Annotated in this window: 20 protein-coding genes; 9 read left to right on the top strand and 11 right to left on the bottom strand. The window is 44.2% G+C overall.

Annotated elements, in window-relative coordinates:
• On the top strand, nucleotides 1–394 hold a 394-nt coding region (locus F7B60_06225), incomplete at its 5' end, for a dihydrodipicolinate synthase family protein (protein MCE4615105.1).
• 360 nt (nucleotides 395–754) lie between these two features.
• Here the strand turns inward: F7B60_06225 and F7B60_06220 are convergent.
• The 5 genes from F7B60_06220 to F7B60_06200 form a co-directional block, all read right to left on the bottom strand.
• Nucleotides 755–1,546 carry a methyltransferase domain-containing protein gene (locus F7B60_06220; protein ID MCE4615104.1) on the bottom strand — a complete coding sequence of 264 codons (792 nt, stop codon included), beginning with the start codon at nucleotides 1,544–1,546 and terminating at the stop codon, nucleotides 755–757.
• The gene (locus tag F7B60_06215) at nucleotides 1,543–3,408 is read right to left on the bottom strand and encodes an ATP-dependent DNA helicase (GenBank protein MCE4615103.1); all 1,866 of its coding nucleotides are present in this window, start codon (nucleotides 3,406–3,408) and stop codon (nucleotides 1,543–1,545) included. Before F7B60_06215 ends, F7B60_06220 begins: the two co-directional genes overlap by 4 nt.
• Nucleotides 3,409–3,410: 2 nt before the next feature.
• Nucleotides 3,411–3,881, bottom strand: a complete 471-nt coding sequence (locus F7B60_06210; GenBank protein ID MCE4615102.1) for a hypothetical protein — start codon at nucleotides 3,879–3,881, stop codon at nucleotides 3,411–3,413.
• A 6-nt stretch (nucleotides 3,882–3,887) separates the two neighbouring features.
• Complete coding sequence (locus F7B60_06205; protein MCE4615101.1) at nucleotides 3,888–5,225, bottom strand: signal recognition particle protein Srp54; 1,338 nt, start codon at nucleotides 5,223–5,225, stop codon at nucleotides 3,888–3,890.
• Between the two features lie 108 nt (nucleotides 5,226–5,333).
• Nucleotides 5,334–5,744 carry a translation initiation factor IF-5A gene (locus F7B60_06200; GenBank protein ID MCE4615100.1) on the bottom strand — a complete coding sequence of 137 codons (411 nt, stop codon included), beginning with the start codon at nucleotides 5,742–5,744 and terminating at the stop codon, nucleotides 5,334–5,336.
• Between the two features lie 237 nt (nucleotides 5,745–5,981).
• Here F7B60_06200 and F7B60_06195 point away from each other — a divergent pair, with 237 nt between their 5' ends.
• Entirely contained in the window at nucleotides 5,982–6,125 is a 144-nt protein-coding gene (locus F7B60_06195) for a hypothetical protein (protein MCE4615099.1), read from the top strand.
• 307 nt (nucleotides 6,126–6,432) lie between these two features.
• On the opposite strand, the gene F7B60_06190 is transcribed toward F7B60_06195, so the two are convergent.
• Entirely contained in the window at nucleotides 6,433–6,879 is a 447-nt protein-coding gene (locus F7B60_06190) for a CoA-binding protein (protein MCE4615098.1), read from the bottom strand.
• Nucleotides 6,880–7,049: 170 nt separating this feature from the next.
• Between F7B60_06190 and cca the strand changes: the two genes are divergently transcribed.
• Together cca and F7B60_06180 are read left to right on the top strand one after the other, a co-directional pair.
• Complete coding sequence (gene cca / locus F7B60_06185; GenBank protein ID MCE4615097.1) at nucleotides 7,050–8,393, top strand: CCA tRNA nucleotidyltransferase; 1,344 nt, start codon at nucleotides 7,050–7,052, stop codon at nucleotides 8,391–8,393.
• Nucleotides 8,339–9,088 carry a hypothetical protein gene (locus F7B60_06180; protein ID MCE4615096.1) on the top strand — a complete coding sequence of 250 codons (750 nt, stop codon included), beginning with the start codon at nucleotides 8,339–8,341 and terminating at the stop codon, nucleotides 9,086–9,088. The genes cca and F7B60_06180 overlap by 55 nt, the downstream gene beginning before the upstream one ends.
• A gap of 102 nt (nucleotides 9,089–9,190) precedes the next feature.
• Here F7B60_06180 and F7B60_06175 read toward each other — a convergent pair whose 3' ends face one another.
• Nucleotides 9,191–10,039, bottom strand: coding sequence for a ribonuclease Z (locus tag F7B60_06175; GenBank protein ID MCE4615095.1), 849 nt, complete (start codon nucleotides 10,037–10,039; stop codon nucleotides 9,191–9,193).
• Between the two features lie 63 nt (nucleotides 10,040–10,102).
• Nucleotides 10,103–11,113: a transglutaminase-like domain-containing protein gene (locus tag F7B60_06170; GenBank protein MCE4615094.1), complete on the bottom strand. Its 1,011-nt coding sequence runs from the start codon at nucleotides 11,111–11,113 to the stop codon at nucleotides 10,103–10,105.
• A 71-nt stretch (nucleotides 11,114–11,184) separates the two neighbouring features.
• Between F7B60_06170 and F7B60_06165 the strand changes: the two genes are divergently transcribed.
• Nucleotides 11,185–11,529, top strand: coding sequence for a DUF104 domain-containing protein (locus tag F7B60_06165; GenBank protein MCE4615093.1), 345 nt, complete (start codon nucleotides 11,185–11,187; stop codon nucleotides 11,527–11,529).
• Here the strand turns inward: F7B60_06165 and F7B60_06160 are convergent, their stop codons facing one another.
• Nucleotides 11,530–12,405, bottom strand: a complete 876-nt coding sequence (locus F7B60_06160) for a hypothetical protein (protein MCE4615092.1) — start codon at nucleotides 12,403–12,405, stop codon at nucleotides 11,530–11,532. It lies immediately after the preceding gene.
• Between the two features lie 75 nt (nucleotides 12,406–12,480).
• Between F7B60_06160 and F7B60_06155 the strand changes: the two genes are divergently transcribed.
• The 3 genes from F7B60_06155 (at nucleotide 12,481) to F7B60_06145 (ending at nucleotide 15,723) form a co-directional block, all read left to right on the top strand.
• Entirely contained in the window at nucleotides 12,481–13,191 is a 711-nt protein-coding gene (locus F7B60_06155; protein MCE4615091.1) for an alanyl-tRNA editing protein, read from the top strand.
• Between the two features lie 17 nt (nucleotides 13,192–13,208).
• Nucleotides 13,209–14,303, top strand: a complete 1,095-nt coding sequence (gene amrS / locus F7B60_06150) for an AmmeMemoRadiSam system radical SAM enzyme (protein MCE4615090.1) — start codon at nucleotides 13,209–13,211, stop codon at nucleotides 14,301–14,303.
• 193 nt (nucleotides 14,304–14,496) lie between these two features.
• Nucleotides 14,497–15,723, top strand: a complete 1,227-nt coding sequence (locus F7B60_06145; protein ID MCE4615089.1) for an MFS transporter — start codon at nucleotides 14,497–14,499, stop codon at nucleotides 15,721–15,723.
• Between the two features lie 15 nt (nucleotides 15,724–15,738).
• On the opposite strand, the gene F7B60_06140 is transcribed toward F7B60_06145, so the two are convergent.
• The gene (locus F7B60_06140) at nucleotides 15,739–16,956 is read right to left on the bottom strand and encodes a pyridoxal phosphate-dependent aminotransferase (GenBank protein MCE4615088.1); all 1,218 of its coding nucleotides are present in this window, start codon (nucleotides 16,954–16,956) and stop codon (nucleotides 15,739–15,741) included.
• A gap of 85 nt (nucleotides 16,957–17,041) precedes the next feature.
• On the opposite strand from F7B60_06140, the gene F7B60_06135 reads away from it, so the two are divergent.
• Nucleotides 17,042–17,548: a hypothetical protein gene (locus tag F7B60_06135; GenBank protein MCE4615087.1), complete on the top strand. Its 507-nt coding sequence runs from the start codon at nucleotides 17,042–17,044 to the stop codon at nucleotides 17,546–17,548.
• Here F7B60_06135 and F7B60_06130 read toward each other — a convergent pair.
• Entirely contained in the window at nucleotides 17,523–17,837 is a 315-nt protein-coding gene (locus F7B60_06130) for a hypothetical protein (GenBank protein MCE4615086.1), read from the bottom strand. The genes F7B60_06135 and F7B60_06130 overlap by 26 nt on opposite strands.
• Nucleotides 17,838–17,852: the final 15 nt, after the last annotated feature.

Raw genomic sequence — 17,852 nt, 5'->3', positions numbered from 1 at the left:
TCTCCGAAGGGCTATTATCGAGTTGAAGGAGGTTAACCCGCAGTTCAGTATTTTGACAGGTATCGGTGACATGCTTCTACCTAACCTTATGGCTGGTGGTGACGGCGGCGTAGTTGCTCTAGCTAATTTTGATCCAAAACTGCTCGTAGGCTTGTATGAGACATATATCTCTGGCAGTCTCGAAGCTTCCATATCTCTGTGGAGGAGGGTACTGGATCTTTCCGAAGTCTACGATATAGCGGAGTCTCCTGTTGTCATTAAGGAGGCTTTACATTTGATTGAAGGTGTGATTAAGCCTGTGACAAGGCCTCCTCTCCTTCCATTAGATGACGCTAGGAAGATGGTTTTGGTTGAAAAGCTATCCAGCCTCGGATTATTGATGAGAGAATCTTAATTTTAAATAACACAATCCTCCATTCCACTGTCTTCCAGAGATCATCCCCCATCCCCCCATTATTTCTATGATTTCTACTTGGATACCTAAGTCTTCTAGTACGTATTTGAAGTCTACTAACCAGCCGTTCAACCTGCAGGTCTCACGGTAGGAGTCTTCGAATCCTGTTGTTATAGTATTCCCTCTAATTTCCTAGTAGTACGGTTGCTGACCCAGGTGTCCTATACATATTATATTCCCTTATCGCCTTGCTTATTATCCTAGTAAGCCTTAGCTCAACTGAACTTTCCATACAGAGTGCAACCCGTCAGGTTCGAGTCTGTTTTATCCCTAATTGTGAAAGTTTTGATTGCTCCATCCTTATGATCCCAAAGGTTTTATAGCCACGATCCCTTGTGCCTTCCTGTTTTTCAGAGTAGGATAGAAGCCCGCCTTCTCCAACCTGGAGGCTGTTTTACCTATTAGATTTATACCACGCTTCTTTCCAGGCAGTCCTGAATAATGGAATAGTATTCCTCCAGGCTTTAGTATGCGGAGGAGTTCCCTATAGAACTCAAGGCTATAGAGGTCTCCCGTCACAGCTGTGAGCCTCGGCGGGTCATGTATTATTCTATTGAAAGTATTATCTGGGAATTCTTTTATAACCACCAGGATATCGCCGTGGATTACTTCTACTCGGTTACTGGATAGTTCCCTGCTATATGGGTTGTGCGTTGCTATCCATATGACATCCGGGTCCTTCTCCACTGTTGTTACTTTAGCACCTTTCTGTAAAGATTTAATTACAGTGTATCCTAAGCCCATGCAAGTGTCTAATATTTTCTGGTGTTTCCCCACTCGTGCAGCTCTAACTTTTAGTTCAGAGTCTACTAGCGGATCTGTTCCCTTTATTCTATGCATGTGTATACCGTTTATATCTAGTGTGTATGACATGTTTGGGCCCGGTGCTATGAGAGCTTTGTAACCGTTTTCCCTCCTCTCAACAGGGTATATGGAGGTGGCCTCCTTATTGTAGAAGAAGACTGTCCTCGATTTCCTTATCTCTTCTACTAGGCAGTCGTCTAGACCAGGTATCTGTTCCCTGTACTTGTGAATACTGTATTTATCCAGTGGTAATCCCTTAGCAGGTTTAAACTCTATTCTATTAATCATCCTATTCTCGCCTCCGTCTCCAGGTGTTTCCTTGCTTTTTCAAGTACGGTTGGGAATGTTATTTTGTTATATGTAACCATCTCATCTATCCTCATTTTAAGAAGGTTTCTTAGTTTCCTATTATTATACCGGTGATCTAGTAGAAAATACACTGCCCTGTCTTCCCTGCTTCTTATCGCCCTACCTAAGGCTTGCCGGACCTTTATGGAAGCATTAATGTGATAAGTATACTCCCTCGCTTTTCTCGCTCCTATCCTCTTGGCTAGTGCTTCAATATAGTCTTGCGTGTAGGGTGTAGGTTGAGGGTAGGGTACTCCTATTACTACAACCGTTTTCAATATGCTTCTACCGTTCTCATCAACATACTCTACCCCTTCCACAAGTTTCCCTCCAGCTACACTGTGGATCACAAGGTCTTCTCTATCTTCAAGCCTCCTCACGACTTCTGCTATGCTTGTTTTCTTTGATTCCACGACACTACCCTCTCCACGATCTATCCTCTCTATCACACTGTAGAGAACATCATAGCTTGGGTATACTACAAGCTTTGCTCCCGGGAGACTTGTTGTTATACTAGATATGTAGCCAGCATATATCTTGTATGTGAACGGTCCCCTCTCACTGTATCTAGTGGATACATCTATACCAAGTATCGTATATTTGTTCTCAAGCGGCATAACAGGCCCATACATGGCGTCAACATCTACAATCATGGTAGTCCTATCTATACCTAAGAAATCCCCCACCATGTTCCCCGGCGGAAGCGTACCGCTCATAAGAACTGCTGATTGTGCTCCCTGAATTATCGGAGACGCGATCTCAGCAGGATCCATCGGTGTCGCCACGAACTCGGGCGGTTCCTCGCCATCCCATTCTATGTATAGCTTGCTTGACTCCATTGATAATGTTGCTAGCCATGTCGCGAGTTTTGTTATGCCTGAGACTATCTTCATAACACCCTGGAGTCCAGCTGTCCTATATTTCTCTTCGAGCATAACTTCCCTTACAACTTCTGCAGTATAGGCCAGTTGTTCCGGGTCTCCTAGTACCTCAATTATCTGCGTTTTATCGAGAGGGTATATTCCAGGTGTTATGCTTGTTGTTTTTTGCTGGAGAAGCCTGCTGAAGACTTCTAGTCTCTCTACTAGGGACTCATCATCAGTGTATTTCCTCGCCTCATCAAGGCTCTTCTCGGCAATGTCAACCGTTATCTTGTACTCGTATATGCTGTGTATACCTAGTATGCTATGTGCCTCATCAACTACTAAGGCTAGGTCACTATAGTCTCCTATGTCTAGAACATGAGTGAATAGGTCCCATTTGAAAAGGTAAGGATAAGTGGCTACTACATACTTTGAGTGGCCTGCTAGGCGTAGGAGGGAGAAGAACGGGCATAAGCCATCCATCTTAGCTAGGAGGGAGGCTGTTTCTGTAGCAGTATACCCCTTGTAGTCGTTTAGTAGTGACTGGAGGTATTCAACGCTACCTTCCATGGTGTTGAGATAGAAGCTGCACCTAGCTTGGCTCCTGAGGTGCCTGCAGTTTACCCAGAAATCCTCAACAGGTATGTCAGAGCCCTCCACTAGAGGGCAGCTCCTCCTTGCACTGAATACATATGTGTAGGATAAACCGAATCTCCTAAGCTCTCGCAGTACAGGTTCTATCTGATTTACAGTTCTCACCACCCATAATACCTTCTCGGCCCCTCCCCTTTCAAGTCCCTCAATTACTGCAGCTGTCTTACCGAATCCTGTAGGAGCCTCTAGTAGGAGGATCTCACTGTTCTTAACGGTCTCCTTGACGTTCTCAGCTACCTCCTCCTGCCCCTTACGGTATACTTTGTATGGAAATTTACTGGACAACGCTACCCCCCCACAGCTTTACTCCTGTCTAGTATGATGTTGATTACTGCAGGCATCAGGTTAACAGGTACCTCTGCTCCCAGGAAGCCTGTCACGCAATCTTCTATTCTTTCTCCGTAGATGAAGGACTTATATTTGTGTGGATCCATTGTGAAAAAATCTGCTCCATTGAACTGTGTAACGTTAAGGCAAGGCTTCTGAATATCATATTCCTCCTGGATGATAGCCCCCATTTGCGATGCTTTACCTCTGAGAACTGCCTTCACATATCCTTCCCCACTATCCTGGTCCGGGCGGAGGTATCTTACTCTGCTTCCCTTGACTATAACGGTTTTGTCACCTGCTTGGAATACCGCGTCCATATCCCTCCTTACACCGTGGCTTATTAGGAGGGCTGAGGATAGGAATGATGCTATGATCCACGTTTTATACCGGCCGAGGAGTATGTGTATAGGTATAACTCCTCCCTCCACTATGGACTATGCTCCTAACTCTGCTCCGCCTAGCTTCCTTAGGAGCCTCTTCTTCCTCTTCAACTGCTTAAGCATTTTCCTCAAGTTATCATAGTATGCAAGTAGCTCCTTGACATCCTCGAGAGTGGCCCCACTTCCGAATGCCAACCTCCTCATCCTGCTCTTATCAATAATCTCGGGCTTATCAAGCTCCCTATACGTCATTGACTCTATTATTGCCAGCCACCTATCTATCTTCTCTTCTCCGAGCTTCGTGTCAACAGCGTCTAGTTTGAAGAGACTGAGGCCGGGGAGCATTTGGAGGACTTTGCTTAGAGGACCCATTTTCCTCATATCTTTGAGCTGATGATATATTAGCCTCATATTTATTTTGCCTTCCATCATTTCCTGGGTTCTCTTCTCCAGCTCCTCTGCTTCCTCGAGAGCTTGAAGCTTCTCAAGAAGTGTTTCTATGTCCCCCATTCCCAGTATACGGCCTACGAATCGTTTAGGCCGGAATGGCTCTAGTTCACTGATTTTCTCACCTGTTCCTACGAACTTTATTCCTGCACCTGTAGCAGCTACAGCTGACAGTGCACCTCCCCCTCTCGCAGTACCGTCTAGCTTGGTGACTATTATTGAGCCTACAGGTGTTCTCTCGTGGAACCTTCTGGCTAAGTCGGAGGCTTTCTGCCCTATTGCAGCGTCTATTACGAGGATTACTTCATCCGGCTTTATCTTCTTGGATATCATTTCCATCTCATCCAAGAGTCCCTGCTCATCACCATAACCATGCCTACCTGCAGTGTCAACTATAATGATATTAGCACCCTTCTCTATGAGAGCCTCGACACCCCTTCTAGCGATGCCTACTGCATCCTTCTCCCCTGGCTCTCCGTAGAATAATGCACCTACCTGTTCCGAGAGCTGTTCAAGCTGGTCATAAGCACCCGGCCTATGAGTGTCCGCTGCGACCAACCCGACTTTGTAGCCGCGATGCCTATAGTAGTAGCCTAGTTTTCCTGCCGTAGTAGTTTTACCAGACCCCTGCACTCCTATGAGCATTATAACCCAAGGATTCCTTGAAGGCTTTACATGGTGTTGAACGTCTCCTCCGAAGAATCCTGCCAGTTCCTCATAGACTATCTTGATGAACCAGTCCCGTCTACTAGCCCCCGGAGGAGGAGCTTCCTTCAACGCTCTCTCCCTAATCCTCTTGGAAAGCTCGAGTACAAGTTTAACGTTCACATCAGACTTGATAAGCTCCCTCTGCATCTCTTTAACGAATTCGTTAACATTCTTCTCATAACTACCGGTTCCCTTGAGGAACTTAGAAACCGCGCCTTTCAAGCCGTCTAAAACCAATTTCCTAGCACCGTTCCCTACTTATACCTATAAGTACATCAGGTTTTAGAGGGTTAAATAAACGAGGTATGTGGAAGAGAAATATTCTAGAGTGACTCAAAGGAGGCCTTAGTGGGTACTGCTCCTGATTCTTACAATTTTTGGTCTACCCATGATAAGCCAGTACTCTACCTCTACACCAGGCTGGAGGCGGGAGGTGAGTTGAGGGTCATCCTTAGGCTTCTCAACCTCAAACGTATCATAGCTCTCCATATCCATCAGCTGAATCTGCTCCCCCATATCTGCTAGAACCTGGGCTATATGCTTCTCTACAACAGGCACCTGGACTTGAGTGTCAACAGGTGCAACGAAGTTCTTCTTGTTGCCCGAGAATACGCATATAGCTGTCACGTTAGCCTTAGCGCTACCGTGTTTACCGGGCTTAGCCTTCGTCACAGCAACAATCCTACAGGGCTCACCGTCTAATACAATGTAACTTCCCTTCTTGAGTTCGCCAAGTGTACCATAATTAACACTCAAAACAAACACCCCAAACCAGCAATATATTCTAACGAGCTTCAAGGAATAGAATTAGTTCAGAGTATAATAAATACTATACCTACACTCATATATTAAACCTAGAATCACCCGGCGATAAATATCCTATAGAACATAATTCACTCTGAAAACGAGGTAATCAATGTTAGAAATTTGGTATAATAATTATAGAATTTAAACCACTATAGAATGAAATGAGGACTGGAACTGTCAACGTTATTGACTGAGGAAACATTGTTGAAAATAATAAGAGAAGAAGTCAAGAAAGCCCTGTTAGAGGCGCTTCTAGAGATTACGCCTACAATAAGCGATGGAAAACAAATGGAAAACTATGAAAAAAAGCGGTTCCCCCAAAGATTATAAGGAGGAGAATTCTTAGAATGGAATGGCAAGTGAAAATAAATGAGAAAGCACTTAGATCCATCGAAGGCATTCCTTGTTATCAAAAGAAGCTAGTCAATGAGAAATAATTGAATTACTAGAGAATCTTAACCAGGGGAACCATCCCTTCCATAGGATAGATGTAAAATGACTCAAAGGAAAGTGGACTGGTTTTCTCTGACTAAGAATAGGCAATATTAGAATAATATGCAGGTTAGATATCGACAATAAAGAAGTATTCGTATACCACGCTCATTACCGCGGAAAAGCCTAGAAACACCGGTAGAAACTAGCTTCTCAGCATGGAGGAGTAAAACCTCTTAATACATAATCCACAGAATACAATAAACCCTCTCTCAACAGCATACCTAACCGCCTCCTCTGTATCAGTATCCCATTGGAACCAGATAACCCACGGTTTACCGTTAACTCTGATGGACTCAGCATCCTTAACAATTCTCAATGCTTCACTAGGCGGGCGGAACACGTCAATAATATCAATACTAGACCTGAGATCAGGTGGGATACTGGGCAATGAGGGATAAGCCTTCCTACCATATAACTCTTCCCTAATAGGATTAACCGGTATAATGTCGAAACCGTGCTTGATTAAATACACTGGGACTCTATAAGCATCCTTACTGGTAGTCCCTGAAGCACCAATTACAGCAACAGTCTTGGCCTGCTTAAGAACTTTAGTAGCCTTAACAGGGTCTTCTATAGTTCTCGAATTCAAGCAATACCACCTCGAGTTCCCTCTATCAGCGACACTGAGTTAGACATAGAATATGTATTAATAGAATTTAAATCCTTGGATTTCAGGTGAATGAACAATTCACTCAAATAATTTTTTCATGCATGATTTAATACTCTGGATTTAACACTTGTCTCTTCATGTGGTGTGCAGTGGCTTCACTTGAGGAAGTATTAGAGTCTGCAACTAGGAGGGTAACACCCTCTAGGTTGGAATATCTAGTTGGCAACCGTTTCTATAACTTAGTTAGATCTAGATTGGAGAATTGTAAAGAGCTTAGAAGGGCCTATGGGAAGGTTAGTTTAGAGGGTAGTTTTGCTAAGGATACCTGGGTTTCAGGTTCCTTCGATTTGGACGTGTTTGTTATTTTTCCCCGTGAGCTTGGTAGGGACTGGATTCTAGATGAGAGCCTTGGCTTGCTAGAGGGTTGCTTGAGTGATCTGCCGTTTAAGGTTGACTTTGCTCAGCATCCATATTTGACTGTCGTGTTAATGGGTTTGGAGGCTAATGTTGTCCCTGTATTACGGGCTGAGAAGCCGGGTGATACCCGTCTTGCTGTGGAGCGTACTCCGTTCCACACTAGGTATGTCTGGGAGAAGCTTACCAGTGAGCTTAGAAGGGACGTTAGGTTACTTAAGTCGTTCTTGAAAGGTGTGGGGGTTTACGGTGCTGAGGTTAAGGTTGGTGGGTTCAGCGGTTATTTGGCTGAGCTGATGGTTATTCATTATGGCGGGTTCCTCGACGCTCTCAAGGGTATTGCTGGATGGAGTCCTCCTGTTGTTGTGGATATGGAGTGGGGTTCGGATAAGGGGAAATTGTTGAAGCGATTCAGGGACAGCCCCCTTATCTGGGTTGACCCTGTTGATCCTTCCCGGAATGTAGCGGCTGCAGTTAGATTCGAGCCGTTGTCGAGGATTGTGCTAGCGGCTAAGAAGTTTCTGGCTATGCCTAGGGAGGACTTCTTTCACTATGTTAATAGAGAGGATGTTCCCATAGTACCTCCTGTGGATAGGGGGGCTGTGCTTGTTTATAAGCTGGATCTCTCTGTTTTGCCCGAGCAGACTGTATACGGTGAGTTGAGGAGGCTGGAGTCCCGGGTTAGGGGGTTCCTCCGCAATTGGGGTTATAACCCTGTTTACACGGGCTCCTCCACTGACTTGTCGAGCATTGCTGTTGTTGTGGTTGAGGTTGAAGGCGAGAAGCCTGAGCTTGTGCTTGATGTGGGCCCTGAGTCTTGGAGGAATGGCGCTATTAGTTACGTGGAGTCACGGGCTAGGGATAGTATGCCTGTTTGGGTTGGTTGGGATGGTAGGTTTTACTCGTATAAGCGGAGGAAGATGACTTTGAGGGAGTTGTTAGCTAAGAGGTGGAGTGAGTATACTATCCCGCCTCACTTCAAGGGACACGAGCCTATTGTTTACCCGCCGGGAGGAGAGCCTGATTGGTTGAAGAGTACCGTCATGGATGTTTGGAGGCGTCAGCCGGCCTGGCTTTGAATCCTGTTCCGGACAGCGTTTTCGCTAGAATGGCAACATGCTTTCCTTGGAATAAATCTAAGTTAGAGGTGTGTAGAGGTGTTCTCAGGGATCTTACTGACTGCGGTGTTGAGTCTCTTGTTTCATGGGGTAGTGTTGTTCTTCCTTGGGGTCGTGTATTGGGTAAGGGGCATGCTTCTGTTGTGTCTCTTGGATGCTATAACGGCAGGATTGTGGCTGTGAAGATTAGGAGGACTGACTCTAAGCATGAGTCCTTTCAGAGCGAAGGTGCATTGCAGGAATCGGCTTGGAGGGCTGGTGTAGCTACCCGGGTTTATTGCTATAGGAATAACGTGATTGTGATGGATTTCCTTGAAGGGGTTCCACTGAGAGACTTAACTGTTTTAAGCAGAAGTGATGTTTCGATAATCTTATCTTCCACTTATGCATTGGATAACGCGGGGGTGTATCACCATGAGCTTAGTAGGCCTTGGAAGCATGTATATCTTACGGAGGCTAATGCTGTAATAATCGACTTTGGCTCATCTTCCTTAGGGTTTTGTAAGAACTTGCCGAGCATTACTGGTGCACTGCTTAGGAGGGTTGGGACAGAGGTTGACGAGAGCCTTAAGAGTTTATTGTCAAGGTATAAGCATAGCTGTAATGACAGTTTATACCAATCCATTAGGGATTATGTACTGAGTTATTTTAACTAAATACACTGTATGTAATTGAAACCCTTGTTATTCAGAGAAGATACCGTGTAAGTACTAATTACATGTAAACGTATAGGTAATGCAAGAATCCCCTGTTATCCCTTATATAACATATTCCCCCAAATCTACTCCTAGTTCTGCATTAGGGAAGATATCCCTAGCCTCCTCTTCGAGTATGTTATAATTCTCCTTATACCTAGTACTGTTGTGGTAGAGGACTAGTTTGCCTACTCCTGCTTCCTCGGCTATTATTGCTGCATCCATTGCCGTGCTATGGCCGTATTCCCAGGCTTCATACCTGTGATCTGACGCGAATGTGGCCTCGTGGAACAGTATGTCGCATCCCTTAACCTCTTCAATGATGCGGGCGCATGGCGCTGTGTCTCCCGTGTATGCTAGGCAATACTTTTTCGCAGGTTCAGCTAAGACATCCTCCAGCCTTACTTTTCTCCCGGAAACAACGACTTCGCCTTCCTGGAGTAATTTACTTGTCAGCGGACTATTCAGGAGTCCTACCTGACCTAGTTTTTCCTTACTGAGCCTAGGCCTCTTATGGTATATCAGCTTATATCCATAGGTTTCTATTGTGTGGCACACTGGGAACCATTCTATGGTTATGGAGCCGTACTTGTATGACCCCCAGCCGCTTATCTCCCCATAGTATAGCCTATATCTAGGGTAGAAATATGTTGCCTTAAACGATTCAGCTATATAGTCCACCAGACCGCTGGGGCCTATTATTAGGAGATCCTTAGTTCTACCGGTTAAACTCATGTTTTCCAGTAGGCCTGGTAACCCGAAGATATGATCTCCGTGCATGTGTGTGATTAGTATTATATTTATCCTGTTTATGCTTATATTAGCCTTATTTAGCTGAAGTTGTGTTCCTTCTCCAGCATCTATGAGTATGCTCTCGCCTGTTACTCCCTTAACGTGAAGGGCAGGTAGCATGTGGTCTGGAAGGGGGATGGCAGCGCTTGTCCCTAGAAGTTTGGCTTTGAATATGTGAATTATTCACCACCTACTCCAATATGGTTTTGTTACACTTGAGTATATGTAATAGGCAAGTGTTACTAGTATCCAACCGAGTAAGCCTAGAGCTATCACAGCTTGCCTGTCACTTATGCTTATCTGCGGAGCTGACTCACTTGTTGTTTGAGTGGGATTCTCTAGTTCCTGCGGAGAGGGGCATGTATTACCATTGTATAGCATTATATACGCCTTCCCCTCTTGCTGCATTACCTCACTCCTCGTCTGGTTCACATACCTGTAGCCGTTGACGGGATAGTCAAGTACTATCCTCCTTTCATCCGGGACCGCATTCAAAGGTACCAGTCTATCCATTACAACCGGTTCGCCTTTATCGTTTTCATATATTATCCATGCATGACCCGCTACTCCTCTGATTGTGTAGTTTATGCCTCCAGCTTTGATGCTGGATTCGAGCCCAGGTATTATTAGAAGACCGGTTGCTACCGCAGAGGGTACACGATACGCTCTGGCTATAGTGACTACAAGTATTGCAAGATCATCACAGTCTCCGTGCCTTAGTTCTATGGTCTCCCATGGATAGTGAGGGTATTGACCTACTTGGTACTTAAAGTGCTTGTAGACGTAGTCTGCTATCTTGCTTATTTTATCTTTGTTGGAGAGACCGTTCAAGCCGAGTTTGGTTATGTTATTCCGAATGAAGCCTACTACTATTGGATTTGTGTAATTGAAGAGGCTGGTAGACTCCGTGGATAGCGGGGCTTCCTTGTATCGTTCAATGGTGTTTTTGATGCTCCATTTAACCATTTCACAGCTGTAATATGGAGTATCTAACTCATGCATTACCTCAGCTTCCTGACCGTTACCAGGGATCCATCTGGGAGCTCCCATTGTGAAGCCTGTTGAGGAAGGTTTCTCGGGGATGAAAGCGAAGAGAATAGTGTATGCCGTCTGGTTTCCGGAGTAAGCTGGAAATGTGAGTGGAATTACCATCATTACTGCCAGTATCATTACTGTGATTGCAATCCTCTTCAATGCCTTTCCCACCGTAACCTAGATAATACTTTGTTTACAGGAAATATTAACTGGTTGGATGGTGAATCGTTATGCCTAATGTGTTGAAGGGAGAAGCTGTTTATAGGAATGGGAAGCTAGAGCTTAGGGAGCCTATTAACATTGAGGATGGCGAAGAGGTTGAGGTTATAGTTCTCCGTAAGAAGGGCGGCATCCAAACCAGTACCCTTTACATGGAGACTAGCAAGGGCGATGAAAAGAACATAGTGCAAGGAATATGCATGGTAGAAAGTATACCAAGCAAAATAGGATCCTTCGAGTTGAAGGATGCTCTCGCTAGTCTCACCGCTCCCTCTACGCCCATTCTTGACCCGGAGTTGAACAAGCTGGAGTTCTACAGGATGCTCCTAGATAAACTCAGCAAGAAAGACAGGTGATTATCCTGCCATCCTGTAAACATTCAACCATTCAGTGAGGATTGATTTTTTCGACATTATTTTTCTAACATTATCCTCTTTCTTACAAACCCGCTTGAAAGGGAGTTCTCCACCGCAGTAACCGCATTTTCCATCAACAGTTACGTGATGGCTTACTGTTATGCTATTCCTTCTAGTCACTATCTTGCTCCCGCAGTTCTGGCATTCAGTTTCATCCCAAATCCATCTCTCACTGTCTCGGAGGTAGATGTAATGGTATCCTTTTTCCTTCAGTGACTCCTTTAGTTTCTCCGCCTTAGATACACTTGCTACACCCTGATAGTCTAGGTGAATAATGGTGTTCGACGGTAGTGATTGAATGTATGGTGCTAATGGGGCAGTTCCCAGTTCTCTTAAATAAAAAACTATTTCAACATGTATTCTTGATGAAACAATATCGCTTAAGGCTTCTATTACCTTGACTCCACCAGCTCCAATATACATTCCGGGGAAAACGTCTAATATTACTGCTTCAATGCTCTCAGGTATACTAGAATAGCCTTGAGTCCTAGCTGCGATTGGGAAATTAAGGGTTTCAATGTGTTCGAGACTTGTGTTTTCCATAGGTTCAATTCCATCCAAGAATATACAGCAAGGCTTCCACTTGTCTAGGATTCCACGTATCCGGGGTATTGCTGTTTGCACTGGAAAGGTTACACTTGGAGGTACATTTAGTTGTCCTATCTTACAGGTGTTACATTCAAATGGCAATGTTCTCTTGTGTAACGGTGTTATTCTGAGGCATGTTGAGTATAAGCAGTAATGGTATAATGGTAGTGCTTCTGGTAGGCATCTCCCAAGTCCCAATAATTGTAAATGTTCAAAGCTATCAGACAATGCCATCCCTCTGGCTCCAGTTACTATACATTTATCCTGTAGGCAACAATTATTAACTAGTGGGGTGACAGGCTATTGATAACCAAGCTCCTCTATATGGATGATTCCTATTTGAAGGAGTTCGATGCTAAAGTTATTGACTCTGGTGAGAACTGGGTTATACTTGATCAGACTGCTTTCTATCCACGCGGTGGAGGATTGCCTTGTGATACTGGAGTCTTGAAATGGAGTGGCAATGAGGTTAAGGTTACTCGTGCCGTTAAGGAGGGTGGCATAGTTAATCACTACCTGGAAGAAGCTGCTATTCCTTTGGGAACAATCGTTCACGGTATTATCGATTGGGAGAGGAGGTATAGGGTTATGCGTACTCATACAGGTTTGCATGCACTGATTGCCGTGTTGAATAGAATGACAGGTGTTCTCGTTACAGGTAATCAGATAGGGCTCGATGAGAGTAGGGTTGATGTTAACCTGGAGAAGCCGGATAGGAGTATTGTTGAGCAAGCTATCCGGGAGACTAATGATATTGTCAGCAAAGGTATTGAGGTTAAGATCTACTATCTGCCTAAGGAGGAGGCTATGAAGATACCTGGAATTGTAAAGCTAGCAAACGCTCTCCCACCCAGTGTAGATACGTTGAGGATAGTTGAGATACCAGGTTTAGATATTCAGGCAGATGGAGGCCCACACGTTAAGAACACTAGGGAGATAGGGGAAATAGTGTTCCTCCGCTTGAAGAATAAGGGAAGAAATAATAGAAGAATATACTTCAAAATCAGGCCTTAATTTACGGGTGTATACACTTGCCAAAGGATCTCAGAGGGAAGCCCTATGTTCGTGAAGCAGATTTCTGGGAGCCGGTAGAAGGTAAGCCCGGCTATGTAAAGTGTAATCTATGTCACAAGAGGTGCATTATAGCCCCTGGAAAATATGGAGCTTGCGGTGTTAGAAAGAATATCGATGGGAGATTATATACTATGGTCTACGGACTAGTTTCAGCGGCTCACTTGGATCCCATTGAGAAGAAGCCTCTCATGCACTTCTACCCTGGAAGCTCCACTTTCAGCATAGCTACTGTAGGCTGTAACTTCTACTGTAAATTCTGTCAGAACTGGGAGCTCAGCCAGTCTAGACTGGAAGAAGGATTGTATGGTGTTTATATGCCTCCTGAGAAGGTGGTTGAAGAGGCTTTATCCCTAGGTGCTGACGGGATAACTTATACATACAATGAGCCTACTATTTTCTTCGAATTCCTATATGATACTGCGAAGCTAGCTAAACAGCATGGCCTCTATAATACAATGGTTACCAATGGTTATATGACTCCTGAAGCGGTTAGAAAGCTAGGTAGCTTGATGGATGCTGCAACCGTAGACCTGAAGGGAGGAGGTAACAAGGAGTTTTACCGTAAGATTATGGGTGTATGGAATCCTGAGCCTATCTATGAAACTATCTTAGAGATGGATAGAGAAGGCTGGTTTCTAGAGATTACAAACCTTGTTGTGCCTGAGATAGGCGATAAACCAGAGGACATTAGGAAACTGGCAAGATGGGTTAGGGACAATCTGGGGGAGGAAACTCCTTTCCACCTGCTGAGGTTTCACCCTGACTATAAACTGAGAAATCTTCCTGCTACACCACTTGAGACATTGGAGAAGCTTGCTAAAATTGCGGTGGAGGAAGGTTTGAAGCATGTTTACGTGGGTAACATATGGGGACATAGATTAGAGAATACGTACTGCCCGAAATGCGGTTATCTGGTTATTGAAAGGTATGGATTCTATATAACTGCTTGGCGACTGGAGAAAGGTAATAAGTGCCCTAATTGCGGTTACAAGCTAAATATCAGGGGAGAGTTCAGAGGGGATTTGAGGAGACCTAGGTTCGGTTTATTCTAAAGTGATTTCCCAGGATCCTCTACCGCTGAAAGCTTTTCACACCCTTCTAGCGTTGGTCACTGGCTGTTCGCTTATCGGATTCATTTTAATGATAGGATTATTACAGCCCATTTCCCATGGTTCTCCTCTATTATACAATATTTCTATATATTTAAACTAGTACATTACGTCTAGTATGACCGGTACATGTGGAATGAAGCTTACCGGTAAACTTCAGCTTCCAATGGTTACGATAGGCTTTCTGCTTGGTATAGTTGGAGGTATTTCCTGGGCTACAATGGCACCTTATCTGAGAGGGTTAGGTTTCACTGGTAAGATGTACGGGCTTTATGGTGGGCTAAATGTTCTAACTCTTGCAGTAGTAACATTCATAGCTGGGCCTCTCAGCGATAGGTATGGAGGCAGGATTGTTAGTCTAGTTGGAGTAATCTTTTCTGGAATAGGGTTCATCATACTAAGCCAGGGTACTGTCTCGTTAATTTATACAGCTGCTTTAATCAATGGGATAGGAGGAGGTCTGCTTTATACTGGTGTAACTGTTCTACTATCTAGAACGGGCTTGGATAAAGACATGCATTATAGGTTCAGCTATTTCTCTGCTAGCCAGACTTTAGGGGGAGGAATTGGAAGCTTCCTTGGGTGGGCTCCAGTTTACGCGTCCCGTATTATGGGACTATCTCTTGTAGAAGCATACGAGGACACCTTCTTTATTCTAGGCATATTAACGATTCTATCATTTCCATTGCCTTTAACTGTTAGAGAGGAGAGGTTAGAAGGTGGGGGGAAAGGCTTCTTCTCAGGTTTCCATGGTTTAGGAGCATTTTGGTGGATTGCTATAGTGAATGCTTTGATAGGGTTTGCCGCAGCTATGAGCATCCATAATATAGACTATTATTTTACCGTGAAGTACAATGTTAACAGCGGGCTCCTTGGAAGCGTCTTCGGTGTTCAACAGTTAATAATGGCGTTCATAATGGTCGCTATGCCACATATATCAGACAGAGTCGGTGGTCCTTTGAAGCTTTACCTGGTGGTATCGTACTCTAGTATACCTTTACTCGTCTTGATCACTTTAACGAATAACTATACTCTGGCTAGTAGCTTCTTTATAACTAGAAGTATACTTATGAATGTAGCGAATCCATTGTTCCAGTCATTCTCCTTGAGCCTAGTGCCTTTCGAGAAAAGGGGAGTAGCAAGTAGCTTAATGAGCCTCTCATGGACTCTTCCAGCTGGTTTCGGCAGGATGGTAGGAGGATATTTATTCGATATTAATCTGGAGCTTCCATTGAGATTGACTGCTGGTATTTATACTATTTCACTTTCAATCTTAGCTATACTATTTTACCCTTCCAAGCGAGCTAGTGAGAGAATTAATGGAATTAAAAACAATACGAAATCCCCCAAGGTCTTAGGCTAAGGTTGGAGCAGGTTATTACTTATTCAATAGTTCCTCTACGGCTTCCTTGATCAGCTCTGTTCCCTTCTTTATCACATCTCTGCTTGTCGCGAAACTGAATCTTATGTGGTTAATTCCTGCCTTATCTGGAAATGATGCTCCCGGTAATACTACCACTCCTTTCTCTTCTAGAAGGTAGTTTACGAATTGCTCCGTATTCATGTTAACCATTTTGAGCAGATTTTCCACTCTAGGGTATAGGTAGAAAGCGCCTTCTGGAAGATAGTTTTCAAATCCAGGTATTTTTGAGAGTTCGCTGTGAAGGAGTTTAGCTCGCTCCTTAAACTCTTGGATCATTTCTCTAACAGGAGTCCAGTCGCCTCTCAGAGCGACAGCACCAGCTTTTTGTGCAAAACTCGTAGCACAGCTATACATCGTTACTGCTAGACTAGTGAGCCTCGGGATAGCTTCTTTTCTTGCCACCAAATAGCCTAATCTCCATCCTGTCATAGAGAAGGTCTTGGAGAAACCATTGATAACGATGCTATTGTCACGCCAGTCTTCATATTCTAGGAGGCTCTTGAATTGCCCGTGGAACACAAAGTTATCGTATATCTCGTCAGATACGAGGAGAATGCCTTTTTCCTTAGCTATTTCCACGAGACCGTTTATCTGACTCGGCGAAAATATGCTTCCAGTAGGGTTATGGGGATTGTTTATCACTATTGCTTTTGTTTTGCTTGTTATTTTATCCAGTATCTTATCCGTGTTAACCACAAATCCTTTTCCAGGTACGAAGTCAGCAGCGGCAAAGACGGGTTTTCCTCTCCTCATCTTCACGACCATCGCGTAAGCATAGTAGCTGGGCTCTACGATTATTACTTCATCTCCTTCTGTTATATATGAAGCAAGTGTAAGGTAGATAGCGTTTTTAGCGCCAGGTGTAACCACAATTTCATCAGGCGAGACCTCCCCATGATACCTCCCATTTAAATAATCGGATATCGCTTGCCTTAGCTCAGGGATACCTGCTGTTTCAGTGTATCCTGTGAAGCCCTCGTCTAACGCTTTCTTGGCTGCCTCAACTATATGTTTCGGAGTAGGGAAGTCCGGCTGACCTATACCAAAACTATATATAGGTATGCCTTTTTTCTCGTGTACTTCCCTAGCCTTTGACAGATATGCAAAACTTGTTTCTCCTTCTATTGAGTGAACTTCCGGTGTAAGATTTAATGTAGGAGGCTTAGATTCCACTACTTTTCACCCAAGTTAAATATAGATAATTATACTATCTTATTAATATGCCCAACATTATATCTTGTCTGTCGGGTTGGCAGAATTGGCGAAGAAAACGATAATCTATAATGTTTCCGGCTATTCCCCAGATATCCTTAAGGTTAAAGGAATAAAGCTTGGTGTCTTAAAGCGAGTTAAGGAGGACTGGAAAGAGAAAAAACTCCGTAGTAGGCAGGGACCTTTAGATGCTTTACTGAGCTATGCCACTAGGGTATCAAAGGATAAAGAGCTAAGAGATCTCGGGTATGTTGAAGTAGCTGTTGAGGCTCCAGGGCTTGTTGTAACCCATGGTGATCGACCTAATTATGACTGGGATGAAGTGCTGTTCCCTAGTCCGAGTAAGCTGATAAGGATAGGGGTCGTCCGTAAGAAGGAGACCGATAGTGGTAAGTTCCAGGTAGAGGACAAGGATATAAAGTGGATTGACGTAGCGTCAAAGGAAGTATACGTGTTCGAGGGATTCTGCGAGGCTCCAGAGGATGCATTACTTGTTATACTTGATACAGAAAAGGGTAGGAGGACGCTCACTCAATGTAAACCTGTTTCTTAGAGAGTATTCTTTCACCTTCTCGCGATACAAGATCTCTTATTTCATCGCCGTGCATTCTAATAAGATGAAGATATAGTCCTCTCTTCGTGAAACCACCTTTCCCACAGAGTGCACACATATACTTACCATTGCCATCTCTCTTCGAGAGTAATCGGCCTATATTCCTAATGGCATATACTATGTTTCTTGGAAGAACGGGTGTATCGAACTCGCTGCATGGAACTAGTTCAGCTGCAAGCCTTGCAACATATATTTCTATCCTATTCCTGAAAAGGCCCGACCTGGGCAAAAATAGCACCGTTTA

Origin of the sequence: Candidatus Tiamatella incendiivivens (assembly GCA_015522635.1) — an archaeon.
GTDB lineage: Archaea > Thermoproteota > Thermoprotei_A > Sulfolobales > Acidilobaceae > Tiamatella > Tiamatella incendiivivens.
Note: the sequence above shows the minus strand (reverse complement) of the source record. Positions and strands in the feature narration are given on the sequence as shown.